The organism is Rhodanobacter sp. BL-MT-08, from assembly GCF_054161255.1.
Genome location: NZ_CP167872.1, coordinates 1597004 through 1621164 on the forward strand (window position 1 = coordinate 1597004; position 24161 = coordinate 1621164).

A 24161-nucleotide genomic window follows, 5' to 3' on the forward strand; every position below is an offset into this window, starting at 1 on the left:
GTCGATGCGACGACGATGCTGTGCTGCAGCAAGTTTTCGAGACGGCCCGCTGCGCGCCGTGCTCGCAGCGCACCACGACGATCTCACCATCGCCCACTAGAATGTGCGGTCTACCAAAGTCAGTTGTCGGAGTTGCGCCATGAGTACGCCTGCCAAGCACGTTCCCGAAACCGACACGCAGGCCGAGGCCACGCCGCTGCGCTTCGTCACTGCCGCCAGCTTGTTCGACGGCCACGACGCGGCGATCAACATCATGCGTCGCATCATCCAGGCGCAGGGCGCCGAGGTCATCCATCTCGGCCACAACCGCTCGGTGGAAGACGTGGTGCGCGCGGCGCTGCAGGAAGACGCCGACGCGATCGCGCTGTCGTCCTATCAGGGCGGCCACGTCGAGTACTTCAAGTACATGGTCGACATGCTGCGCGAGCGCGGCGCCGGCCACGTACGCGTGTTCGGCGGCGGCGGCGGCACCATCACGCCGGAAGAGATCAAGGAACTGCAGGCGTACGGCGTCGAGCGCATCTATCACCCCAACGACGGCATGAAGCTCGGCCTCACCGAGATGATCGAAGACGTGATGGCGCGCGCCGGCACCGGCGCGGCCGAACGCGCGCAGAGTGAAACGGCGGGCGTTCCCACGGCCGATATCGACAACGAAATTTCCATTGGCCACATGCTCTCCGCCATCGAAGAGGGCAAGCTCGCCGACGCCGACCTCGCGCTGCTGCGCAAGCAGTGGGCGCTGGCCGGCAAGCAGACGCCCGTACTTGGTCTCACCGGCACCGGCGGCGCGGGTAAGTCCAGCGTTGTTGACGAACTGCTGTTGCGCTTTCTGCACGCCTTTCCCGAGATGCGCATCGCCGTGCTCGCGGTGGATCCGACGCGTCGCCGTTCGGGCGGCGCGCTGCTCGGCGACCGCATCCGCATGAACTCGTTGCGTAGCCACCGCGTGTACATGCGCTCCATGGCCACGCGCCGTCAGCACGCGGCCACCAGCATCGTGCTGCACGACTGCATCGATTTTCTGAAGAGCCAGCCGTACGACCTCGTCATCGTCGAGACCGCCGGCATCGGCCAGAGCGATTCGGAAATCGTCGACCTGGTCGACTTTCCCGTCTATGTGATGACCAGCGAATACGGCGCCGCCAGCCAGCTCGAAAAAATCGACATGATCGATTACGCCGAGCTCATCGTGCTCAACAAGTTCGACAAGCGCGGCGCGGAAGACGCCCTGCGCGACGTGCGCAAGCAGTGGAAGCGCAACCGCACCGCCTTCACCCTGAAAGACGACGACGTGCCGGTGTATCCCACCATCGCCAGCCAGTTCAATGACCCGGGCGTCACCTGGATGTTTGCCAACCTGTGCCGGCTGATGCGCGAGAAAGGAAAAAGGGGTCAGAGTCACTTTTCGGGCGAGAATGTTGAGGGCAATCGGCATGGAGGGTCGAAAAGTGACTCTGACCCCGTTTTTCTTTCCTCCCCCGGCTGCAACTGGCTGCCCAACCTCGACACCACGCTGAAAGAGCCACGCGCCACCGTGCTCATTCCCGGCCAGCGCGTGCGCTACCTCGCCGAGATCGCCGAGCAGGGTCGCAGCATCAATGCCGGCATCCAGAAGCAGGCCGAGTACGCCAGTAAGGCGCAGCACTATTACGAAGCGCTGAAAGAGCTCGGCGACGACAAGCTGCCGCCCGCGCTCGACCTGTATCAGTCCACCGATCTGCTCTCGCACATCGGCAACGATGCGCAGGCGGTCGACCGCAGCCTGCTCACCCTGCGCCAGCGCTACAACGCCGCGCTCGGCGAGCTGAGCAAAGACGCGATCGAACAGTTGCGCGCGTGGCCGTCGCTCTACGACTCGGTAACCAAGGAGTTCAACGAGTACACCGTGCGCGACAAGGTCATCCGCGTCGACAACTATCGCGAGTCGCTCAGCCACCAGAAAATTCCGAAAGTCTCGCCGCCCAAGTCGAAGGACTGGGGCGAGCTGGTGAGCTTTCTCGGCCGCGAAAATCTGCCAGGCCATTACCCGTACACCGGCGGGGTGTATCCGTATCGCCGCAGCGGCGAAGATCCCACCCGCATGTTCGCCGGCGAAGGCACGCCAGAGCGGACGAACCGAAGGTTCCACTACCTCAGCCAGGGCGGCGCGGCCACGCGTCTGTCCACCGCGTTCGACTCGGTCACCCTGTACGGCGAAGACCCGGCCCCGCGGCCCGACATCTACGGCAAGATCGGCAACTCAGGCGTCAACATCGCCACGCTCGACGACATGAAGAAGCTCTACTCCGGCTTCGACCTCAGCGCGCCCAGCACCTCCGTCTCCATGACCATCAACGGCCCCGCGCCGATGATCCTGGCGATGTTCATGAACACCGCCATCGACCAGAACGTCGAAAAATACCTGCGCGAAGACGAAGCCCGCTGGGCCGCCGCCGAGGCGAAGATCGCCGCGCTCTATAAAAACGTGCGGCGCCCGCAGTACCTCGGCGAGTTGCCCAAGGGCAACGACGGTCTGGGCCTGGGCCTGCTCGGCGTCTCCGGCGACGAGCTGGTCGATGCCGAAACCTACGCCCGCATCAAGCAGCACACCCTGCAGAACGTGCGCGGCACCGTGCAAGCCGACATTCTCAAAGAGGACCAGGCGCAGAACACCTGCATCTTCTCCACCGAATTCGCGCTGCGCATGATGGGCGACATCCAGCAGTATTTCGTCGACCACAAGGTGCGCAACTTCTACTCGGTGTCCATCAGCGGATATCACATTGCCGAAGCCGGGGCCAACCCGATCAGCCAGCTCGCCTTTACCTTGAGCAATGGCTTCACCATCGTCGAGTACTACCTCGCGCGCGGCATGAAGGTGGACGACTTCGCGCCCAACCTCAGCTTCTTCTTCTCCAACGGTATGGACCCGGAGTACACCGTCATCGGCCGCGTGGCCCGGCGCATCTGGGCGCGCGCCATGCGCGAGCGCTACGGCGCCAGCCCGCGCAGCCAGATGATGAAGTACCACATCCAGACCTCGGGCCGCTCGCTGCACGCGCAGGAGATCCAGTTCAACGACATCCGCACCACGCTGCAGGCCATGTACGCGTTGTTCGACAACTGCAATAGCCTGCACACCAACGCCTACGATGAAGCCATCACCACGCCCACCGAAGAAAGCGTGCGCCGCGCCGTGGCCATCCAGATGATCATCAACAAGGAGCTCGGCCTCAACTTCAACGAAAACCCATGGCAGGGCAGCTACGTGGTCGACGCGCTCACCGACCTGGTGGAAGAGGCCGTGTATAAAGAGTTCGAAGCGATCAGCGAACGCGGCGGCGTGCTCGGCGCGATGGACACCATGTACCAGCGCGGCAAGATCCAGGAAGAGTCGATGTACTACGAGCATAAAAAGCACGACGGCTCGCTACCCCTCATCGGCGTCAACACCTTCCTGCCCAAGGATCACGGCGGCGAAATCGCCACCGAAATCGAACTGATCCGCTCCACCGAAGAAGAGAAGGGCGCGCAGATCGCCAACGTCAAACGCTACGGCGAAGCGCGCAACGCACTCGCGTCCGACAGCCTCAAGGTACTGCAGACCACCGCGCGCGATCGCCGCAACGTGTTCGAGCAACTGATCGAAGCGGTGAAGTACAACTCGCTGGGGCAGATCTCGCACGCGCTCTACGACGTCGGCGGCGAATATCGGCGCAACATGTAAGCCATGTCGCGTCTGGTCGAACAGATCAAGCAAGCTGTTGCCGCGTTCGTTGGCTGCAAGACCACGCCTGCGTTGATCGGCGGCCTCGCGCTCGCGGCGCATCAGGTCGTGCGGGCGACGCGTGACGTGGATTTTCTTGCTGATGCCGATGATGCTGCCCAGTTACACGATATTCTTCTCGCGCTGGGCTATCGATGCGTCCATCAAAGCGAGGACGCCGCCAACTATGTCCGCGACGATGAAGGGCTGGATTTGCTGTACGCGCATCGGCCGGTGGCGAGGCGTCTGCTGGCGCAAGCCATCGAGCGGAGCACCGCGATGGGCTCGCTGCGCGTGATCAGCGCTGAGGGCTTGATTGGATTCAAGCTGCAGGCGCTGGTCAACAATCCTTCCCGCACGCGCGATCTGGACGATATCCGTGCGCTGTTGCGCGCGCAGCGCGGTCGGCTCAATATGACCGAGGTACAGGAATATTTTTCGCTGTTCGAGCGCGAGGAGATGCTGGATGAATTACTCGCTGAAATCGCCAACGACGACCGATAAGGGTGTTTGTGAACCGCTCATCGGTGGCGATGTGCCTGACGTCAGCCAAGCAGGCAGGGGCGATCTTTCAGACTGGATGGAGTTGATGGAGGCAGTGGAGGCCTTATGCCCGGTATGGCCGATGACCGAGCGCAGCACGGGCGGTTTTTACAGGCTTTGATGCCAAGAACATCAAACGTCGGGATTCCACAACTATGAAACTGAAAGCCGTCGAGTCAAAAGACGGCTATCGGCTGTTGCTGCGCTTCTCCGACGGTTCGTTCGGCGTGTTCGATGTTGCTCCGTTTATCTAAGCGGCCACAGAAATGACGGCGCCTCTGAGCGATCCGTCGTTCTTTTCAAGCTATTTCATCGAACTGGGTGCGCTGGCGTGGCCTAACGGATTCGACCTCAGTGCCGAGTCGCTGCATCGGCGTTTACAGGCATCAGGCGATGTGCGGCACGATGTTGAAGCGGCCTGAGTTGGGGCGAGCTCGTCCCAGTGCTCAGCGCTGCATCGCCGGCTGAGCGGGCTGCGGATTTTGTGCCTGTTGCATCGCCTGCGCGGTCTGAGCCTGAGTGGCCTGCTGGGCGTTTTGCTGCCACTGCGCGCTGCTCTGCGCGACAGACGTATTGACGGACTGGGTTATGTCGACATGGGCGTAGCTTTTGTGCGGGGAATTCAGATCACCCTGGATGGCGAACGCGCGCTGGGCGTCCTGGCTCAACACAACATGATCGACCCCGCTCATGCCCTTGGCTTGTGCGGCGACGGCCACCGCGGCCGCGAGATTGTCGCTGCGCTGATCCGGCGCTCGCCCGTGTTCGGCATCCAGGCGATGCACTGCGCTCTGGGCTTGCTGGTAGATCCCGTGCCCTGGGTGCGTGGCGTCGGCGAGCGTGAGCTTCGGCGATTGGACTACTTTTTGAATAGCTTTCAGCGTATTTGGTCCGGCAACGCCATCATCCTCTAGCTGATTCGCAAGCTGGAATTTTTCAACGGCGGCCTTTGTGCCCGGACCGAAGTCGCCATCGGGATGCAATGAGCGGCCACGCGAGTCGGTGTAACCTAATGCTTTGAGTTCGCTCTGCAGTGCTTTCACCTCGGCGCCTTTGCTCCCTTCACGAAGCAACGAGTGCGCGTTCTGCATATCGTCGTTGACACGCGAATGCTTTTGATGGCGGTCCTTGCCGCCGAGTTCAGCCAGCGCCTTCAGCTCGGGATCGTCGAGTATTTTCGTGTCGCGCCCGTGATCCTTCAGGTACTTTTCGAGGCCAGTCTCAAAAAACGCTTTGTCTTCTGCGGACAGGCTAGCCTTTACCTTCTCAACGCCAGCCGCTTCTACGCAATGCGAGATGCGCCGTAGTACGTCTTTCGCGCCTTGGTCGTTTTGGCCGTATTGCGTTTCGAGCTTGTAGCGAACCATATCATCCAGGCCGAACTCGCCCTCTACCTTGATGGTGGTTCCATCGGTACGCCCGGGCATGTTCATCGCCGGATCGTCCTTCGTCCGGTTTACGAATTCCTTCAGTCCATTGTTCACCGCTCTACCGTACTGATTCTTCGTATCAATGATCATCAACTGGGCGACGTCGCTGTTTTGAACAAAGGTCTTATTCGGCTCCGTGGTCATGCCGTCGACCACGGCCCTCATGTCCGTGACCTTTTTCTGTATGCCTGGAACGAAGTCGGCATTGACAGCACGCACGCCCTCGTCGGAGCTCAGTGCAGCATCCAGCTTTGGCTTCATCTGCGCGTAAACAGCGCGGTCGGCCTCCGTGAAAGTATTGAACGGCTTGTAGAGATGGCTCTTGATGCTCGTTAGCTCTTGGGCGCTAATGATGCGGTGGCCCTGCGCATCGGTAGCCTCTGCGGCGATCGACTCCAGCAGATGGCGACCGTCTTGATTGGCTCCTACGTCATACTGAAATGGCCCGAAGCTGGGCCCACTCGCCGCTGCGCCGGCATTGCCAATCTCGTACGCACCCTGCCCATTATGCAGCTCGCTTTTCATCATGATCTCGTACGCTTCGTGCTCCATAGAGCCCGGTGCGAGGCCGTCGCCGCCAGAAAATAAACGATTACTCATGACAAACTCCTTTTAGTCGGGTGATCCGTAGTCTCAGTGCGATGGGTTGGCAGAAAGGCTGTTTCGCCAGTCCTCCAGCTGCTGTGCGCGTATGGCTGTGCTTTCCATGCGACAGATCGACTCGGTGGCGGGGGCATTGTTCGAGCCGAAGCGCGCGGCGCGTGCCGAGCAGTCTTTGGCGAAGAAGGCGAGCCATGCACGTTGCGCATCCACGGCAGCCTGCCTGTCCATGCCGCTGAGGCTGTTGGTCAGCGCTTTGTAGGCCTTGTTGAGCCGTTCGTCCTGGTACTTGAACTCGGTGTCTGCGCAGTCACCCTGATCGGCCAAGTGTCCCTGGGTTTCCTTCAGGCACGTATCGTAGGCCGGTCGAATCCCGTAGTACTTGGTCGAAATATAGGACAGACGCTCCACGCCAGGTGTAATGGCGACGCCGTTGATGGTGTCCTGATTGCTCGCCAAGGCTGCTGGTGGTGTTGCCATGGCCATGGTACTCCCCGCAAATACTGCGCAGCCCAACGCCAATAGCAACGTTTTCCGTACCTTCTTCATCGTTTTGTCCTCATTGCTTGAATCGATCCATTTTCAACAGACTTCCTCGGATTTTGTCGATCATGTTGGTACTACTCCAGCAGCGATGCGGTGTAGGCAAGTAGCGTGAAGGTGGTGAGTGTGCTTATCGCTCTCTTAGGCTGCTCCAAAATGGTGCCTTGCTTACGGTTCGATCCGACAAACGGTACTTACCGACTGGCCTTTGCTTGCTCTGCGAGAACTGCGGCTATCGCGTCCGGTTCGAGCGACGACATCGTCGCCCAAGGCAACTTTCCCGGATACGAAGCGCTGACGTTGGACACATGGTTACCGTCAGGATTCGATGCCGTAGCGCGCTGCAGATACCAAGCGTTCTTGTCCTTCGACCATGCGAAGTAGAAGGTGCTGTCGCCCTCGTCCTTCTGGTTGACGTACACGATGCTGGCTGGCGCGAGCGTGACGTTGTCGTTCAACGACAGGGCGGGAGCATTGCGTGCTACGTCGTTGTACGTGCAATCCACGGCCTTCTTACTGCGATCGGTTTCGGCGAGCTTGCCGTTCTGCCGGTGCAGAACGACAAGCTCGCACGGATTGCTATCAAAGTCGTAATCGCTTTTTCCAGTCACCGGGTGTCGAATCACCATCACCGCCGACTGCATACCATCGTTATAGAGATCGGCTGATTTGTAGGCGAGCAGGGTGTCGGTCGATGCGACAAGCGCTCTTACATCATCCGGTACAGCAGGCGGTGGAGCGCTGGTTGCTGCCACCGAGTCATGTCCGAAGAGCATTGCGCCCGCGATAAGAGCGATGCGGTACGGCTGAGACCGCAAGAGGCTTGGCATGAGCATCATTGGAACTCCTTGAAAGACTATCGCTGAAATCCTTTGTGGAAGCCTACCACCGGAATTTTGCGGCGTAATGTGAGCGCACTCGGGAAAAGCTGTGGGCGAATAGCGTGCCGGCAATCGAGACGACAGTCGAGGCGACACCGGCTCTCTTGATGAGTCGCTCTGGGACCTCAGTGCGGTGGATGGACGTATTGGTTGTCTCGCCAATCTCCCAGCTGCTGCGCGCGGATAATCGACTTGCGCTCGCTAAATGCTGGCAACGCTTAGATACATCTCCAGGGCGTTGGCGCGTTCACAGATGCGGAATATCTCGTTCTGTGACACCTCGAGATTCGCGACGCTTTCTTCGCCGTACAGTGCGTCTTCGAAACGACCGGTCGCGTCCTGCGATTTCACCCATTCCCGTTCGGCAATCACCAGTGCTGATTTTGCCTTGGGATCGAGTTTGCCGAGTAGCGCTTGGTAGGTGGTGTTCAATCGATGGTCCTGTCGGGTCTTTTCGGCAGACAGGCACGCGCCGCTCCCGATGGCATTCGAGTCGGCCTGGTCGATACAGGAATAGAACGTAGCGGTAATGCCCCGCGGCGCGTGTCGCTGAATGCGCTGGCTCAAGGTATCGGCAGCGAGAGATGCGGTGCCGTAAGCAAGCAGGGCGAACGTTACGAGCGTCTTTACGATTTTCATGGCTTCTCCTTGTCCTAACTATTTTCCTTCGAGTCGACGTTGCGTCGTCCGCGCTGGATGGCACAAGCGGACGTTATCGAAAGATAGCTTCTGGCATTCCTTCCGGAAAGCCTGTCACCGGAGCTTGGCGGCAGACCTTGTTAGACCGCTTGCGGAGTGCTGTGGTGGAGGTCGACTCTCGCCCCATGTTTTGCCATGTGATCGACCCGGTTCGATCGCTACTTTTCACATCGCATCGCCAGGGCCTGGCACCAGTACCTCGCGTGCGCCGTTGTGGCCCATGGACGACACCAGCCCGGCGGCTTCCATCGTCTCGACCAGGCGTGCTGCACGGTTGTAGCCGATGCGCAGCTGGCGCTGCACGGAGGAGATCGAGGCGCGGCGGCTGCGCAGCACAAAGGCGACGGCTTCGTCGTACAGCGCATCGAGTTCGGCGTCGGCGGCTTCGTCGCCAAACAGGTCAGCGGCCGCTTCCGATGGCGGACCGGCGAGAATTTCTTCGCGGTAGTCCGGCGCACCGTATTGCTTGAGGTGGGCAACCACGCGGTGCACTTCGTCGTCGGCGACGAAGGCACCATGCACGCGTTGCGGATAGCCGGTGCCGGGTGGCAGAAACAGCATGTCGCCCTGGCCGAGCAGCGACTCGGCGCCCATCTGGTCGAGAATGGTGCGCGAGTCGATCTTGGACGACACCTGAAACGCGACGCGGGTAGGGATGTTCGCCTTGATCAGCCCGGTGATCACGTCCACCGAAGGGCGCTGCGTGGCCAGAATCAGATGAATGCCGGCCGCGCGCGCTTTCTGTGCCAGTCGTGCAATCAGTTCCTCGATCTTTTTGCCGGCCACCATCATCAGGTCGGCCAGCTCGTCGATCACCACCACAATCAGCGGCAGCGTATCGAGCAGCTCCGGCGTCTCGACGTGCGTCGGAAAGGGGTTGCTCAGCGGCGTGCCGGCGGCGCGCGCCTCGCGGATCTTCTGGTTGTAACCGGCCAGGTTGCGCACGCGCAGCTCGGACAGGAGCCGATAGCGGTTTTCCATTTCGGCAACGCACCAGTTGAGCGCGTTGGCGGCCAGCTTCATGTCGGTCACCACGGGCGCGAGCAGATGCGGGATGCCCTCGTACACCGAAAGCTCCAGCATCTTCGGGTCGATCATGATCATCCGCACTTCGTCGGGCGTGGCCTTGTACAGCATCGACAGGATCATCGCGTTGATCGCCACCGACTTGCCCGAACCGGTGGTGCCGGCAACCAGCATGTGCGGCGCGCGCGCCAGGTCGGTTACCACCGGCGCACCGGTGATGTCCTTGCCCATCGCCAGCACCAGCGGCGAGTCATGCTCGCGATACGCGTCGGAGCGCAGGATGTCGGCCAGCCCGATCATCTGGCGCCGCTCGTTCGGCAGCTCCAGGCCCATGCAGGTCTTGCCCGGAATCGTCTCGACCACGCGGATGGAAGTGCGACCCAGGCCGCGCGCCAGGTCGCGCATCAGGGCGACGATCTGGCTGCCGCGCACGCCGACGGCCGGTTCCACTTCGTAGCGGGTGATCACCGGGCCCGCCGAGGCGCCCACCACCGTCACCGGCACCTTGAATTCGCGCAGGCGCTGTTCGATCAGCTCGCCCGTCGCGGTCAGCACCTCGGCCGGTTCGGCATCGACCTCTTCGGATGCGGTCGTCAGCAGGTCCAGCGGAGGCAGTTCGATCGCTCGCCTGGGCTGGGTACTCGCAGCGGCCATGGCGTGGCTTGTCGGCACGGTGGGTTCCGCATCGGTATCACTCGCGTGTCCATCGTTGGAGGCCGTGCGCAGCGTTGCCGGCAGTGCGCTCACCGGTGGCACTGGCTTGATAACGCGCACGGGGGCCCGCGTCGCGAGCGGCCGCTCTATCTCGACAGTGGCCGGCTTTTGTTCCTGTGGCTCAACCGTTGCCCGTTCGACAGGCGCCGGTGGGTCCAGCTCGGTTGGCGCTGGCTCTGCGCGGGTCGCCGCCTCGGACAGGGCCGGCACGGGCCCGACATGTACGGTTGTCGGCACCGTGATCGACGGCGCGGGGTAGGTCACGGCCTCAGGCGAGATCGGCGCGGGTTCGAAGGAGGCTGCCGTCGGCCATGTCGGCGGTACGGATTCGACAGAAGCCGCCATCGCTTCAATAAATGCCCGCTCAGACCGAACCGAGGATGGTGCCGCGGTCGGTGCCGACGCGGTCGGGCCGGTGTCGACCGGGTGCGCGCTGCTCAGGGCGCGAACGATGCCGGCCGTCGATGTTGCCGGCGGGCGGACGCGGGTCATCAGGATGGGTGATTCGGTGGCGCGGCTCGCCGGCCGTGCCGTCGGCGGCCGATGGGATGGCAAGGCGTCGGCCATCGTTTTTTCGGGCGTGGCTTGCGGCTTGCCGATCGGTTGTGGCGCATGCCTGCGTTTAGCCGGTGCGTGCTTGCCGCGAGCATGTTTCTTCTCGACCTTGCCGGCCTGCTTGCGGCGCGCGGGTGCGGATGGACGGGCAGCCCGGCGCGTGTTGCGTTTTTGGTGGTTCGACGAGGATTTCCACAGGCGGAACAGAAGCCACGTACCCAACAGAACCATTACCGCGAAAACGTAGATCATCATGCGTACTGCAGCGCCGTTCTTGGTTGAAATCGACCTGTGATCTTAACCGATGCGTTTGGTATGGCTCGCGAAAGAAGGCGAAGAACGTAACCCTAGATCGCGCTGCGATTGACACACCGTGGCGTGATATGGCCTGGGAATCTGGGAAACTCGAGACTTGGGGAGTGCGGCACGGAGCAAGCTTGAAAAGAAAACGGGGGTCATGAAACGGGCGGCAGATTACTCTTTACTGAAAAGTCGACTCTGACCCTGAGGTTTCCCCACGAATCCCCTCGCTCAATCAACACGTTGCACGAAGATTGAAGGAACAGTGCGCGCATGATGCGGTCATTCCTCACGGGTTACGAAGCCAGAGGAGACCACACCATGCGCGCGACCGAAGTATTGCAAAAGTGTCTGCGCGACGCACTCGGTTCGATGCATGCGTTGCGTCGCCGTGTGCTGTTGCGCGCCGTCGAGGCGATGATCCGCGGAAGCCGCCTGACGCTGATCGATCTGGCGCGCTCATGGCCTGATGCTGAGCGTGTGCGTGCACCACTGAAGGCGCTCGATCGACTGTTGGGCAACCGTCATCTGTATATCGAGCGCGAGCATGTCTACAAGGACATGGCGCGTTGGTTGGTGCGCAGCAAGCAACCCACCATCGTCATCGACTGGTCGGATCTGAAGGCCGACCGAAGCTGGCATCTCCTGCGCGCAGCGATTCCCGTGGGTGGCCGTTCGTTGCCGATTCTCGACATGGTGTTTCCTGGCGGGCAGCAGAGCTCACCGAAGGGAGAAAAGCAGTTTCTTCAACGGTTGGCTCAGGTGTTGCCCGACGACGCCCACCCGATTCTGGTCACCGATGCCGGCTTTCGCGGCCCATGGTTCAGGGCGGTCGAAGCAATGGGCTGGCAATGGCTAGGACGCTTGCGCAACACCACGTATCTCAAGCCCATCGACGTGCCCGATGAGTCGGATGAGTGGGTCACGTGCAAAGCCATGTACGGTCTGGCGACGCGTGGTCCGCGCGACTTTGGTGCCATGCAAGTCGCGCGCAGCAAGCCACTGACGTCGCGTGTGGTGTTGCACGCCAAACCGCCCAAAGGACGCAAGCATCGCAATCGGCAGGGTGCGCCAGCATGCAATTCCCATAGCCGGAAAAACGCCCAGCGCGAAAGCGAACCGTGGTTGCTGGTAGCCTCCCCATCGCTGAAACTCAGTGCGCGACAGCTGATCACGCTATACGGACGACGCATGCAGATCGAGCTGTCGTTCCGTGACCTGAAATCCCATCGCTACGGGCAGGGTTTTGAAGACAGCCTCACTCGCAAAGGTGTGCGCATCGAAGTGCTCTTGCTGCTCAGCGCGATGGCCGCTTTTGCAAGCTGGCTTGTTGGCATGGCCTGCGAAAGCTGCGGCATCGACGACTGGCTCGCGCCGTTCCGATCCAAACGACGCCTCTACTCAGTGATGCGACTGGGTCGCGAGGCACTTGTGCGACGATGGTCGAGTACGCGCTTGAGCGAACTCATCGATCAGCTACGACACCCGAGCTCACAACTGCTGGATCAACTGGGTGTGCCACCATGAAAACGTGGGGAAACCTCAGGGTCAGAGTGCACTTTCTCAAAAGGGGAAGGACAAAGTGGACTTTGATTCCCTATCTTTGTCTTCGGCGTTATCTGCAGGGAGCTACGTGAGCGACTTGCTAAGTAACTTATCGTAGAGCTGAAGCCGAAGTCTCACGCTGATCTGCATCACGCTCAGCCAATATCCAAAAACTAACGCGAAAATCAGCAAGACTTCCACCCAGCTTGGATGTGGCGGCCACTGCATGTCCTTGAACTGCAGGTAGAGTGCAATGACGATTGGCAGTGCCCCGATTTTCTCAATGCTCCCCGTGAGCATAGGAAGCTTCTCCTGCATTCGATCATGACGATAACTGACGAACTCGCTCAGTGCTTCGCGTTGATCTAGCGGAAAGGTTCGTAGCCACTCGACGAGCGCCAGATGGTGAGGCAAGTCAAAGTCCAGTTGCTTGGCGAAATCTCGACGCTCGCTGGCAAAGGTCGGCCAGGTCTTCGGCATTTGGGAAATGCCAGACACGATGACACCTACTATTTCCACGACTAAACCGATGGAAGCTAAAACTACGGTGTAGATCGCGTTGCTTGGAAGCAACTCGACGCAGAGAAAACTGAAAAGTGCACCGACAGCTGCTGCTGAATAGCCCCATTTGGCTTTCTTTGGAAATGCCGCTTTAGCCGATGTAGATTGTGGTACGGCTTCGATCTTTGCGTCCAGCGCCTCAAACGTAAGCTTCGTCGGTTCCATGTCGTGGGCGCTCTTTCAATATCACTCATTCAATATCGCACCATACATGAGCCAAACAGGAGTAGAGGTGCGCTTTCCCTGAGAGGTTCGTTGCGTGCGCAGCGATCCGATAAATCAGGGTCGCCAGCGGTAAGCTGGCCTTTCAGGTGATAAGAAGTGAATATAAAAAACAATCCGGATTCTTTGGGGCATTCGCTTCGTATCGGCAATGCTGGGCTGGTGCTGCTAAATCCTTACCTGCCAACGTTGTTTGAAAAGCTCGGATTGCTAATTAAAACCGACGCCGGCCGGCAGCACATTCCCGACGGTGAGCCGCTATCGCGGGCTGTGCACCTTTTGCAGTATTGCGTTAGTACCCGTCTAGATTCCTCGGAGTCCGAACTCGCACTCAACAAATTACTCTGTGGCCATTCCACGGCCCAGCCGGTCGCGCCGTCGATCACAGCTGCCCAGGCAGATCTCGATGTGTGTGATCAGCTGTTGCATGCGGCAGCCGCCAGCTGGGCCGCGCTACGCGAAACCTCGCTGGCGAGTCTGCGCGAAACGTTCCTGCAACGCGAAGGGCGGCTGCAACTACGTGACGGTCGGTGGACGCTGCAAGTGCAGCGCAATACGCTCGATGTGCTGATAGATCAGATCCCTTGGAATTTCTCGGTCATCGATCATCCGTGGATGATCTATCCGATCCACGTCACATGGTGAAACCGCGCGATGGTTGCGTGTCTCCATTCCCTATCGAACGCTCAATTGGCAGGCAACTGGCGTAGCAGCTGTTCAATTTCAGATACGTGGTTTCCGTAAGAATTCAGCGTTGCGCGTTCACAGGGTACAAGCGTAATGGGAGCGTCGACAGGTTTGTCGACTGGAAATTCGTTATATCCAAATTTCGCCGTCAGTTGTTGGCGAGCGTTCTCGAACCGTTGGTTTATCGCATTGAAATAGTCGGTGTCCACCAGGTCACACCGTCGTTGTGCAGTTACAACGCGAAAATAGTTCGCTCGACCAAACAAGGCCAACGCACCGATTTCCGGTGAGCTGAGGGAAAACTGGGGTCATAGTGCACTTTAAATTGTGCCGTGCCGGTGTAAAGTCAATTCCGACCCCGACCCCGACCCCGCTTTCGGTTCAGAGGTTTTTGATGCACGATTCTTCCGGGGACAAGAATGCGCAAGCAATGCGTGAGGTGGTCATCAAAAAAAAGGGGAAACTATGTCGAGATTGGGACAAGGGCTTGCTGGCGGTCTTCCCATTGAAGTGAAGAGGTCTGTACCGAAAACATTGTTCGCGGTTCTTGGCTGCGCCGCATTCACAGCCCTGGGGGTGTGGGGTCTTTCGACGCATTCTGAGTCACGTGAGGACGTTTGGATCGGCATCTTGTGCATTGGTTTTTTCGGATTGGGAGGACTTGTCATCCTGGCCTCTCTCTTTGACACGCGCCCGCGGATTCTCTTGGACAAGGGAGGGATATGGGTACGAGGCTGGAAGGGATGTCCGATAGGTTGGAGCGACATCGAACGCGTCTGGAAATATGAGCAGAAGATTGCGAACGGCTTCGGTCAGGTCGAGGTCGACTACGTCTGCCTGTCCGTCAAGAATCCCGGCGATCTGAGACGCAAACAGAGCCGCATTGCCGGTTATATTGCTAATTACGCTCGTTCTATGGGGATGGGGGATGTCTATTTCGCCACGAAAGGGATGGATGCCGGTGCGGATGAATTAGTTGCGGCAATCCAGTCGTATATCGGTGGGGCGCACCTGTCGCCAGTGGACGACAAGTTGTCCATCGAAAACTGGGGTCAGAGTCGACTCTAAATTGTGCTGTGCCGGTAGAAAGTCGACTCTCACACCGGTTTCGTACCGGTTTAGTAGACCCCAGTTTTGTAACGGTCCAAGCATAGGTTTGGGCAGCGGGACCGGGCGATGTCTAGCCATAACTTTGGGAGCACTACGATGAAACGGATGATCTATATAGGCTTGATACTGCTGGCGCTCGGGATTACTTCTTCAGCGGCAGCGGCTCCTGACAGCAAGCAGGCGAAGCCGAAGCCGACCGGCATGTTTTCGGACATGCAATACAACGACGAGGGCGGCGATCTCCTCGGTACGGAAGTCTTCATCACCTATGCCCATGATGGCTATTTCGTGGTTTACCAATCCAGCGAGGGCGAACCCATAACGCCTGTCGTGGTGCCGGCGACGATATCCGGAACATCAATCACCTTCGTCGTGCCAAAAACAGCCGATCCAAGAGGAAGCTTTTCAGGAACGATTGGCGCGAAAGAGTTGACCGGCTCATTCTCAGGCAGCAAAGAGATCGTCCATCTGAAACGCAAAGCCAGTTACTGGCAGTAATGACGAAAAGTTGGCGGAGATAATTTCTAGTCAGGTTTCAAAGCTCACTCTTCCCTCAGATCTCTTGCTGGCGTGGCAAAACATTCTCAGCTGCTGGGCGGCCCAGCTTTGGAAGCCTACGCGGCCAAACGATGCTCATAAAACGGCCGCGGCCTGTCATCAAAGATGGCCTGCAGCGCATCGAGGTTGTTGGGGTCCGGATTAAGCCAGGCGTCGACGTACTCGGGTTTGATCTGAATGATGCAGCGGTCATGGCCGGCGATGGCGACTTCGGGCGGTGGCTCGTCGGTGATGGCGGCGAAGGAGAGCAGCTCTGGCGCATCGCCCTGCGCAGGCGAGCGATTCCACAGGCAGGCCACCAGCATCGGCTGCTGATCCTGCGGCACGAACTCGAGCACCACGTCCTGTCCGTCGCGCTCGACGTGCTCATAAAAGCGATCGACCACCATCAACGCATGCTTGTAGCCAAACAGCGCACGCCAAGCGGTGCCGAGGCTGTCGCGGCGCGCGTTGTAGGTGCCGGGGTATTTCCGCTCGACCGCTTCCGTCCAGCCGGGTAGCCGGCACTGATAGCGCATGGGCACGATGACCTTACGACCCTGTTGCGCCATCATCACCGTGGCGTACGTGCCGGGATAGATGCGCTCGTCGCGTGGCAGCAGCTCTTTGCGCTGCAGGTCATCTAAGTCGCGCCGCGCGCGGGACACCTTGTCGGTGGCGATGCGCTGATCGTTGGCGGCTTTCTTGGTGGGCTTGGCGCTGGCCAGCACGCGCTCGGCGTTTTCGAGTCGCAGCGTCTGTGCCTGCAGCTCGGTCTGGATGGCCTCGGCCGCCTCGCGGTTGCCCTCGGCAACTAGCTTGGCCAGCTCCATTTCCTCGACGCTGCGCGGCCGGGTCAAAGCATCCCGCATGGCCTTGGGCAGCTTGCGCACCCAGTCGCCGCTCTGGCGCCGCTCCCAGAAAAGGCGGGTGTACTCCTTGATGCTGAGTTCGCCGCCGAAGTACTCGTACTTGCGATAGTCCGACCAGATTTGCGCCGAGTAGCACATCGCCGTGGTCCAGAAGGGTGGATGCCTCGAGGATAACGCCGATCGGCGAGGCGGGATCAGTCGCCCCGCGCCCTGTACCCGAACTTTTGCAGGATGCGATCGATCTCGTTGAACGCCAGAGCGTCCTCGCTCAGCGTGACGGCGTCGATCGTCGAATACGCGCGCGCGAAAAACTCGGCCAGGAAATCATCCCGGTCGGGATATCGGGCTATCAGTTCCGGCATATCGGCTTCTAGCTTTGCCAGGCGCCGCTGCAACTCTTGGCGTGATACCGCCATGGCGCTTCCTCAATGAGAGTTCGAGCATAGCGCTGTGCGGCGTCAATAGCGGATCAACGGACCCGCCTGCGACAATCGATGGCCTCTGCACGAAACCTTGTCTCATCTCCTGACACATTTGCCCTACAAACTCAGCGCACCTCATGGGAGATGGCGATGGACGTGGCAACGTATGTGGTGTGCGGGTTTCATCAGGGGCATCGACTGAAGCCGCAGCACTTCAAGACCGAAGCGCAGGCGCGCGAGCATGCCGCCTATATGAACCAGTCCGCGGACTTTGTGATACTCACGACCTGCAACGCGCAAATCGGGCAAGTACACGGCGCGCCTCTGCGGGGTCGCCGTCCGCTGCGGGCCGTGTGATTTTCGCTGCGACATCTGTTCGACAGTGTTCAACACGAACCCAAGTTCACAGGTGCTGCTCGAACGGCGTTGAGTTTGATGCAGCAATAGCCACGCAGCGGGCAGGGCAGAGCCCCTTGCCCGCACACTCGCGACGCGAACGGGCTGTTACCCGATGTGATCGATTACTGACGATCGAGCGAGTATTTGCCCGGCCCGGCGATACACAGCAATAGCAACCCACCCGCGATCGACAGGTTCTTGTAGAAATTGATCATGTTCGCCATGCGCTCGGCATCGGGCATGGTCCAATAGTGATGTCCGATGAAGGCGGTCGCCAGCGTGTATAGAACGAGCAGATAGGCCAGCGGCCGCGTGTAAAAACCCACGGCGATCGCGATGCCCACAAGTAGCTCCATGACGACGGCGATAACGGCCGCGATGGTTGGCAGGGGCGCACCCTCCGTTGCCATATAGGCGATCGTTCCTGAAAAGCCGGTCAGCTTGCTCCAGCCAAACAGCACGAACAGGATCACCAGCAATACGCGCGCGATGAGAAGTAGTTCGTCCCTGCGGTTTTCGAAGAGTGTGTATCGCACGATGCTTGCTCCGGTGGTTGTTGAGGTTGCGTTGACGCGCGGTGTTGAACGCGATGGGCAGGGAACCACTTTGACAGATTCGAACGGCGTTGCAGCGTCTGCGTTAGCCGGTAGAACCCCCGGGCTCTGATTCTTGGATCAGAGTGCACGTTCTTAAAGAAACGCGCACCGGCCCGCCTGCCGATCTTCGAACCACTCACACGCATTACCACCCCGGGAAGAAACATGGAAACGATCCACGTAGTGCAGCCGTTCGACCGGGTGAGGAACGGCCTGAAACCAGGCCAGGTTTTGCAGTTCAAGACGGCCGATGAGGCTGCACGCAGGGCAGCGCTGCTGGCCGACAAACACGCCGGCGTCGTCGCCTACAGCATGGATGTGGACGAGGACAGCGGCGACTATGGCACACCGCGCGTGCTGTTCGAGTCAGGAGAAGTGCCGGAGCTTTGATCGGCGCAATACTCGTGGCCAGAAGCTTGCCGGTCAGTACCGCTTACCTGCATGGCTTGCGAAAGCTGATTTACTCACAACGGAAACAGCCTCCCACCGGCTTTAGTGGAGTCTGACTCGTCCGTCGGGAATTAGAACGCTGCCGCTGTGATTGTTCGCTTCCTGTCTCAAGGCACGCGCGGCGCGCGCCGGTCCTTTCCGTTCTGGTGCAGCACCACGGCCTCGACCTTGCCCTGCGCATCGCGCTGAAACGAAAGCTGCGCATCGACAACCGTGTAAAAGAATTCGTCTTTGGCGCTGGAATAAATGGGAAAGGCCGGCTGTCCGCTTAATTGCGCTTTCAACTGGCCGCTTTCGAAAGTGATGTCGAAGACGGCACTCGGCGCAAGCTGGTAGCGCCCAATGTACGATTTGAGCGTACTCGCATCGAGATTCACCGTGGGACGACCGCTCGCTTTTCCGATGGCGGAGGCGTCAAGCTTTTTGGCCGTTGTATCGCGGCCGTTCTGATGCAGAACGAGCGAGACCACGTTGTCATTCTTGTCGCGCTGAAAGTCGATCCGGATGCCGGCGACGCGGGCAAAGAAAGCGCCTGTCGCACTGGGGAAAATGGAGATGGCGCCCTGGCCAGTCGCCTTGGCCTTCAACTGGTCCTCGCTGCGAAATACGCTGAGCACGAACCCCGGTGCAAGCTGGTAGTCGCCGATGTACTTGTCGAGTTGCTGAGGCGACATGGCGATCGCCTTTTCTGCAGGCGCCAGCGGCGCATCGGCCAGCAGCGTGGCGAAGCCGAGATCATCCACGGACTGTGCGACGTTGGTGAGGATCACCACGCCGCGTTCGCCGTCGGCAGTAAAGCCGATAAAACTCGCATAGCCGCCCGTCATGCCGTTGTGCCAGATAACGTCGCCAGCCTTGTCGTGACGGGTCATCCAGGCGAGGCCGATGTTTCCTTCGGCGCCGAGTGGCCGCAGCGGCTTGTGTGCCAGACGCATTGCGCTTTGCAGCGGGTAATGGCCTCGCCCCATGTTGGCTTGCAAATAGCGAAGCATGTCGGCGCCGGTGCTGTTGATTGCGCCAGCGCCTGCCAGTACGCCCAGATGCCAGGGTTGCGCGGGCTTGCCTTCCTGGTCCTGGCCGATAGCCCAACGTGGGTCGAGCGGTAGTGTGAACGTGGTGCTGCTCGAGGACATGTCGAGCGGCGCCAGGATCTGCGATTGCAACAGCTCGGCATAGGGTTTTCCGGCGTGCTGCGCGAGCGCATAGCCGAGCAGTCCAAAGCCGAGATTCGAATACTCGTACGATTCCCCAGGATCGCGCGGCAACGTATAACCCGCGAGAAAGCTTGCCAGCTTGGACGCGTCGTAGTCGACGTAGGGGTCCTGCAAGTTGGTCAGATCGAGGTTGCTGGGCAACCTCGGCAAGCCCGAGAATTGCGACGCGATCTCGCCCAGCGTGATCTGTTTGCCGTTGCGCGACGGCACTTTAAAAGCGGGCAGCAGCTTCGCGACAGGCGTATCCAGCGTCACGTCGCCCTTCTCGATGGCCTGGGCGAGGAGCGTGGCCGTAAAGGTCTTGGTGATGGATCCGATCTGGAACACCGTGTCGGCGCCGGGCGGTTTGCCGTTGGAGAGTTTGCCAAAGCCATACACATGGCTGCGATCGCCGTCGACAACCGCCACCACCATGGCTGGATATTCGCCACTGGCGATGCGCGCTGGGATGGCTTGTTCAATGCGAGGCGGCAGTGGCGCCGGCGTGGTCGCGGCTACTGCAATCGGCGCTACGGTGGCAGCGAAGATGAGGGATAAGGACAGGCGCTTCAGGTACATATCGTGCGTCCAAGCGGATACCGCGCCCGATGATATCAGGCGTTGTTGCCGCCGCGATGGTGCGCAAACCAAGCGAACGCTGTGTCGATGAGGGCGTAGTCGCAACAAAAATCAAAGTTGCATTGCCTTTCCGCCAGGTGTCGCCCTGAGCGTGGCCAAGAGCGATCGAGCGTGCTCAGTGCGACCCGGCGCTTGCCGAAGCGGCGGGTGCCGCCGCCTCGGCTGCAGCTCGCTTGGGCGTATCAGGCGGGCACCATGGCTTGAGTCGTTTGCCGGCGTTGTACAGATCATTGCATTCGCGCACTTCTGCCTTGAAGGCCAGATCTGGCGTGTCGATGGGGCAGCCGTACGAGAGCGGCTTGGTGTTGCGATACTCGGCGAAGCAGGTCGACAGCGGCGGCGGCTTGGGCGGGTTCGGATCCTCGGTCAGCGAATGCGCCGGCATGTTGAGGCGCTCATCGCCATCCTTGGGCGACGGCGGAATCGGCGGCGTGCCGCACAGCGGGTTGAACCCGGGTTTCCTCGGGTCGCAGATGCTTGCCGCAATCGCCTTGATCGCGTCGCCAACGTGCCGACCCACTTTGCCGCCGGCCGTCTCATTCGGCGGCGGAAAATATTTTTCGAAGCGGGTGGTCTTGGTGTGCATCTGGTTGTAGTCGTGCTGCATGATCTGACTGTCGTCAGTCGGCTTGGCCGGTTTGATCTTTGGGTTCGTCGACGCGTAGTCGGTCTGCGTGGGCGCCAGCCGCACTGAGCCGTCCTTCGCAAACAGGCTGGAGGCGGACGGCGCGGCCACGGAGGCTGCCGGCGGCGGTGCCGAATGATCCTGCACGACCATCGCATCGCGATGCGGCTTTTCCTTCACCACCGGGCGAGCGCGCGGTGGTGGTGCCTGCGGCGGCGGTGCCACCGTGGGTGGCACGGGCGGCGGTGCGGCGGCTGGCGCACCGGGGTGATCGATAAAGCGCACGACCAGCGCCTGCTCGGTTTCGACAGGCGCTACCGCCAGATTCGACACCTTGGCCTGCAGCGCGTGCCAAAACACCAGCGCAAACAGCGCGTGCAGAACCAGCACCAAAGCCAGCACAAGCGCCAGCGTGGGACGTGTCAGCGGTGGCTGCCGCCAGCGGCCGCGAGCCAGGGTCTCGCGCGTTTCGCTATCCAGTGGTGCCAGACCGCGGGCACGATCACCGCGGCTGTTATGTGGGTGCTGCTCGGAACGTTCGATGACACTGCCTTATGAGAGCCAATTACCCACACGAAACCCGCGCATACCGTCAGCGCGTTTTGCGGCCAACCATCATAGACCGATTTTTTCGTTCAGGGTTCCCCTGGCGCGAAACGGTGGCGCATCCGCTGTGTCTGTGCGGGTTTGCGCATGGTCCAACCGCCTCGACGGGTTGTTTGCACGCGCTGCACTACTTGCTTGCAGCGGCGTGAGTAGATCGACTAAAGAGAGTCCGGCCATGATGTGGGTGCGTCGCGCCAAGCTGTAGCGGCGGGCGTTGTGCTCTGAAAACTGCTGATCGAATGACGAAGCTCAACCAGAGCCCGATCCGCGCGCCAGTACGGATCGGGCTCTTCGGTTTGCTAATTACTCAGGTTGCAGGGACCCTTCATTCGCCCTTCGCGATGTCCGACACCACCGGTAACAGTACCGCGCTGCGTCCGCCTGCGTCGTGCTCGATCGTCACCGTCGCTTTTTGATAGTCCGACGGTTGGGCGAACAGGATGTTGGGCACGTAGGTCTGCGGGTTGCGGTCGTACAGCGGAAAGAGGCTGGACTGGATCTGCACCATGATGCGGTGGCCGGGCTTGAACGCGTAGTTCACCGTGGGCAGGCGGAACTTGTATTCCTGCACCTGGTTGGCCGGGATCGGTGACGGGTCGGCGAAGCTCTTGCGATAGCGGCCGCGGAAAATGTCGAGCGAGATCGGCAGCTCGTAGCCGCCCATCTCGGGGTTATTGGGATCGCTGCCCGGATAGACGTCTATAAGTTTCACCACGAAGTCGCCGTCGGTGCCGGTGGTGCTGGCGAACAGGTCGGCGATGGGTGCGCCTTCCAGCCGGACGGTCTTGCTCAGCACGGGCGTGGTGTAGCTGAGCACATCAGGCCGATCGACCACGAAGCGCTGGTCGTGTACCAGCCAGGTGCGCCAGCCGTCCTCGTTCTTGGCGGGGATCGGGCGCGGTAAATAGGGTACGGGTTTGGCCGGGTCGGCCACGTAGCTGTCACCGCTGCCGCTCGGCTGCTCGAAGCCCAGGCCCTTGTCGGCCAGCAGATAGAGCGGGGTAAGCGACTGCTTGCTTGCCACCTTCCAGTCGGTGAAGTCGTCCCAGTGCTGCTCGGTCGGGTTGTAGATCATCGCCTCGGGCAGCGGCTTGGCCAGCGGCGTCCCGCGCAGGTAATGGTTGAACCAGGGAATCATCACGCTGCGGCGAAATTGCGCGGTGGTGTTGCCGGGCCACTTCAGTGGGCCGATGTTCCAGCCGTCGCGGTTGATCTGGCTGTGCCACCAGGGGCCCATCACGAGGTGGTTGTTGCTGCCGTGGCCGGCGGTTTTCAGCGCTTCCCACGCGTGCACGGCGCCGTAGATGTCTTCCTGATCCCACAGGCCCTGCAGCCACATGGTGGGCACGTTGGAGGGATGCGCGACGAGCAGCTTGTCCAGCGCCTGGTTCTGCCAGAACGCGTCGTAGGCGGGGTGCGCCGAGAATCGGTTCCACCAGGGCAGCTGCTTGAAGCCGTTGGCCTCGGCATAGGCGCCGGCGGAACCGGCGTCGAGGAAGTTGCTGTAGTCGTCGTAGTTGGCGCGCGGGATGCTTTCGCCTTCGCCCTGCTTGCTGGTCTGGCCGCTGAAGTAGTCGAGGTTGATCTGGCGCAGGGCGCCGTAGTGGTACCAGTCGTCGCCCATCCAGCCGTCGATCATCGGGCTTTCCGGCGCGGCGGCCTTTAGCGCGGGGTGCGGGTGGAGCAGGGCCATCGCCACCGTCCAGCCGTCGTAGGACGAGCCAATCATGCCGACGTTGCCGTTCGATTCCCTGGTGTTTTTAACCAGCCAGTCGATGGTGTCCCAGGCGTCGGTGGTGTCGTCGGTGGTGGTCGGATTGAGCGGCCCCACCGGTGGGCGCGTCATGATGTACTTGCCTTCCGAACCGTATTTGCCGCGGATGTCCTGCCACACCAGGATGGTGCTGCCGTCGGCCCAGTCCTTGTCGCCCGACCACACCGCGTCGGCCATGTGCGGGCTGTTGCCCGTGACGAATCCGCTGGCGTTGTACGGCGTGCGCTCGAGCAGCATCGGCAGGCCGTGCGCATTTTTCGGAATCATGATGACCGTGTGCAGCTTCACGCCGTCGCGCATCGGAATCATCACGTCGCGCTTGACGTAGTCGAAGCCGTCCTGAGGTTGTTTCCAGTTCGCCGGAATATCCGACGCGGTCTGGATCATGTCGGGCGTGATCTTCGACGCGGCGGTGTTCTGTGCCAGCAAGACGGGCGAGGCAACACAGGCGAGGCCAGCGAGCGAAACGAGTGCCGAGGCCAGGGCGGTTTTTTTCATGGGTACGGGATTCCTGTGGCGTGGATTCAGCAATGTTTTGATCGCAGCAGGCTGCCACTATGGGAATGTCCGATGACATTTTGCAACTGCGCTTGTGCGGGGGACGAGGCGACGTTCCTGCTGCGAAACATGCTTCCGAATGATCGAGGCGAATCCCCGCGCTAACTGGAACCGGCGGTCTGAACGCGCATACCGACAGCATCTACAGCGATGGCGGCAGCCCTTACTGCTGAGTTCGCGCGGACCCGGTTGCATTACGCCGAAATGAACGCCGTGGATCTCGTCCATGGCTCATCCGTCGGCTCCCAGTCCGTTGATAGACGGGTGCGGCGATGTGAGCCTATTGACCCTGACAGTCTTTATCGGCACTTTGATTCATTGCACCG

General features: G+C 60.5%; 23 protein-coding genes. 10 read left to right on the forward strand and 13 right to left on the reverse strand.

What is annotated here, in order from left to right; translation table 11 throughout:
• Positions 1–139 precede the first annotated feature (139 nt).
• The 4 genes from ACDK93_RS06900 to ACDK93_RS06915 all read left to right on the forward strand — a co-directional run bounded on the left by ACDK93_RS06900 (position 140) and on the right by ACDK93_RS06915 (position 4713).
• Complete coding sequence (locus tag ACDK93_RS06900) at positions 140–3709, forward strand: methylmalonyl-CoA mutase family protein (RefSeq protein ID WP_458071866.1); 3570 nt, start codon at positions 140–142, stop codon at positions 3707–3709.
• Between the two features lie 3 nt (positions 3710–3712).
• Positions 3713–4252, forward strand: a complete 540-nt coding sequence (locus ACDK93_RS06905) for a hypothetical protein (protein ID WP_458071867.1) — start codon at positions 3713–3715, stop codon at positions 4250–4252.
• A complete protein-coding gene (locus ACDK93_RS06910) occupies positions 4215–4412 on the forward strand; it encodes a hypothetical protein (protein WP_458071868.1) in 198 nt (65 codons plus the stop codon). Before ACDK93_RS06905 ends, ACDK93_RS06910 begins: the two co-directional genes overlap by 38 nt.
• Before the next feature lie 145 nt (positions 4413–4557).
• Positions 4558–4713, forward strand: a complete 156-nt coding sequence (locus tag ACDK93_RS06915) for a hypothetical protein (protein ID WP_458071869.1) — start codon at positions 4558–4560, stop codon at positions 4711–4713.
• A gap of 24 nt (positions 4714–4737) precedes the next feature.
• On the opposite strand, the gene ACDK93_RS06920 is transcribed toward ACDK93_RS06915, so the two are convergent.
• From ACDK93_RS06920 to ACDK93_RS06940, 5 genes are all read right to left on the reverse strand, one after another.
• Positions 4738–6321 (reverse strand): XVIPCD domain-containing protein, encoded by a 1584-nt coding sequence (locus tag ACDK93_RS06920; RefSeq protein ID WP_458071870.1) that lies wholly within the window; start codon positions 6319–6321, stop codon positions 4738–4740.
• Positions 6322–6354: 33 nt separating this feature from the next.
• Positions 6355–6801 carry a lysozyme inhibitor LprI family protein gene (locus ACDK93_RS06925; protein ID WP_458071871.1) on the reverse strand — a complete coding sequence of 149 codons (447 nt, stop codon included), beginning with the start codon at positions 6799–6801 and terminating at the stop codon, positions 6355–6357.
• A gap of 257 nt (positions 6802–7058) precedes the next feature.
• Positions 7059–7703 (reverse strand): hypothetical protein, encoded by a 645-nt coding sequence (locus ACDK93_RS06930; RefSeq protein WP_458071872.1) that lies wholly within the window; start codon positions 7701–7703, stop codon positions 7059–7061.
• Between the two features lie 243 nt (positions 7704–7946).
• The gene (locus tag ACDK93_RS06935; RefSeq protein ID WP_458071873.1) at positions 7947–8384 is read right to left on the reverse strand and encodes a lysozyme inhibitor LprI family protein; all 438 of its coding nucleotides are present in this window, start codon (positions 8382–8384) and stop codon (positions 7947–7949) included.
• A 225-nt stretch (positions 8385–8609) separates the two neighbouring features.
• Positions 8610–10994: a DNA translocase FtsK gene (locus tag ACDK93_RS06940; protein ID WP_458071874.1), complete on the reverse strand. Its 2385-nt coding sequence runs from the start codon at positions 10992–10994 to the stop codon at positions 8610–8612.
• 366 nt (positions 10995–11360) lie between these two features.
• Here ACDK93_RS06940 and ACDK93_RS06945 point away from each other — a divergent pair, with 366 nt between their 5' ends.
• Positions 11361–12566 carry an IS4 family transposase gene (locus ACDK93_RS06945; protein ID WP_458071875.1) on the forward strand — a complete coding sequence of 402 codons (1206 nt, stop codon included), beginning with the start codon at positions 11361–11363 and terminating at the stop codon, positions 12564–12566.
• Positions 12567–12668: 102 nt separating this feature from the next.
• Here the strand turns inward: ACDK93_RS06945 and ACDK93_RS06950 are convergent, their stop codons facing one another.
• Positions 12669–13310: a hypothetical protein gene (locus ACDK93_RS06950; protein ID WP_458071876.1), complete on the reverse strand. Its 642-nt coding sequence runs from the start codon at positions 13308–13310 to the stop codon at positions 12669–12671.
• A 156-nt stretch (positions 13311–13466) separates the two neighbouring features.
• On the opposite strand from ACDK93_RS06950, the gene ACDK93_RS06955 reads away from it, so the two are divergent.
• Entirely contained in the window at positions 13467–14012 is a 546-nt protein-coding gene (locus tag ACDK93_RS06955; protein WP_458071877.1) for a contractile injection system tape measure protein, read from the forward strand.
• Positions 14013–14053: 41 nt separating this feature from the next.
• Here the strand turns inward: ACDK93_RS06955 and ACDK93_RS06960 are convergent, their stop codons facing one another.
• On the reverse strand, positions 14054–14263 hold the full coding sequence (locus ACDK93_RS06960) for a hypothetical protein (protein WP_458071878.1): 210 nt from the start codon (positions 14261–14263) through the stop codon (positions 14054–14056).
• Between the two features lie 256 nt (positions 14264–14519).
• On the opposite strand from ACDK93_RS06960, the gene ACDK93_RS06965 reads away from it, so the two are divergent.
• Both ACDK93_RS06965 and ACDK93_RS06970 read left to right on the forward strand, forming a co-directional pair.
• Complete coding sequence (locus ACDK93_RS06965) at positions 14520–15122, forward strand: STM3941 family protein (protein ID WP_458071879.1); 603 nt, start codon at positions 14520–14522, stop codon at positions 15120–15122.
• 138 nt (positions 15123–15260) lie between these two features.
• Positions 15261–15662, forward strand: coding sequence for a hypothetical protein (locus ACDK93_RS06970; protein WP_458071880.1), 402 nt, complete (start codon positions 15261–15263; stop codon positions 15660–15662).
• Positions 15663–15778: 116 nt separating this feature from the next.
• Here ACDK93_RS06970 and ACDK93_RS06975 read toward each other — a convergent pair whose 3' ends face one another.
• On the reverse strand, positions 15779–16711 hold the full coding sequence (locus ACDK93_RS06975) for an SOS response-associated peptidase family protein (protein WP_458071881.1): 933 nt from the start codon (positions 16709–16711) through the stop codon (positions 15779–15781).
• Positions 16712–16767: 56 nt separating this feature from the next.
• Complete coding sequence (locus ACDK93_RS06980) at positions 16768–16989, reverse strand: hypothetical protein (RefSeq protein WP_458071882.1); 222 nt, start codon at positions 16987–16989, stop codon at positions 16768–16770.
• Positions 16990–17145: 156 nt separating this feature from the next.
• On the opposite strand from ACDK93_RS06980, the gene ACDK93_RS06985 reads away from it, so the two are divergent.
• A complete protein-coding gene (locus ACDK93_RS06985) occupies positions 17146–17352 on the forward strand; it encodes a hypothetical protein (RefSeq protein WP_458071883.1) in 207 nt (68 codons plus the stop codon).
• A gap of 164 nt (positions 17353–17516) precedes the next feature.
• Here ACDK93_RS06985 and ACDK93_RS06990 read toward each other — a convergent pair whose 3' ends face one another.
• Positions 17517–17930 carry a DoxX family protein gene (locus tag ACDK93_RS06990; RefSeq protein WP_458071884.1) on the reverse strand — a complete coding sequence of 138 codons (414 nt, stop codon included), beginning with the start codon at positions 17928–17930 and terminating at the stop codon, positions 17517–17519.
• 225 nt (positions 17931–18155) lie between these two features.
• Between ACDK93_RS06990 and ACDK93_RS06995 the strand changes: the two genes are divergently transcribed.
• Positions 18156–18380: a hypothetical protein gene (locus ACDK93_RS06995; RefSeq protein WP_458071885.1), complete on the forward strand. Its 225-nt coding sequence runs from the start codon at positions 18156–18158 to the stop codon at positions 18378–18380.
• A 167-nt stretch (positions 18381–18547) separates the two neighbouring features.
• Here ACDK93_RS06995 and ACDK93_RS07000 read toward each other — a convergent pair whose 3' ends face one another.
• From ACDK93_RS07000 to ACDK93_RS07010, 3 genes are all read right to left on the reverse strand, one after another.
• Positions 18548–20284 carry a serine hydrolase gene (locus ACDK93_RS07000; protein ID WP_458071886.1) on the reverse strand — a complete coding sequence of 579 codons (1737 nt, stop codon included), beginning with the start codon at positions 20282–20284 and terminating at the stop codon, positions 18548–18550.
• A gap of 103 nt (positions 20285–20387) precedes the next feature.
• A complete protein-coding gene (locus ACDK93_RS07005) occupies positions 20388–21287 on the reverse strand; it encodes a hypothetical protein (protein WP_458071887.1) in 900 nt (299 codons plus the stop codon).
• Between the two features lie 541 nt (positions 21288–21828).
• The gene (locus tag ACDK93_RS07010; RefSeq protein ID WP_458071888.1) at positions 21829–23775 is read right to left on the reverse strand and encodes a CocE/NonD family hydrolase; all 1947 of its coding nucleotides are present in this window, start codon (positions 23773–23775) and stop codon (positions 21829–21831) included.
• Positions 23776–24161 lie beyond the last annotated feature (386 nt).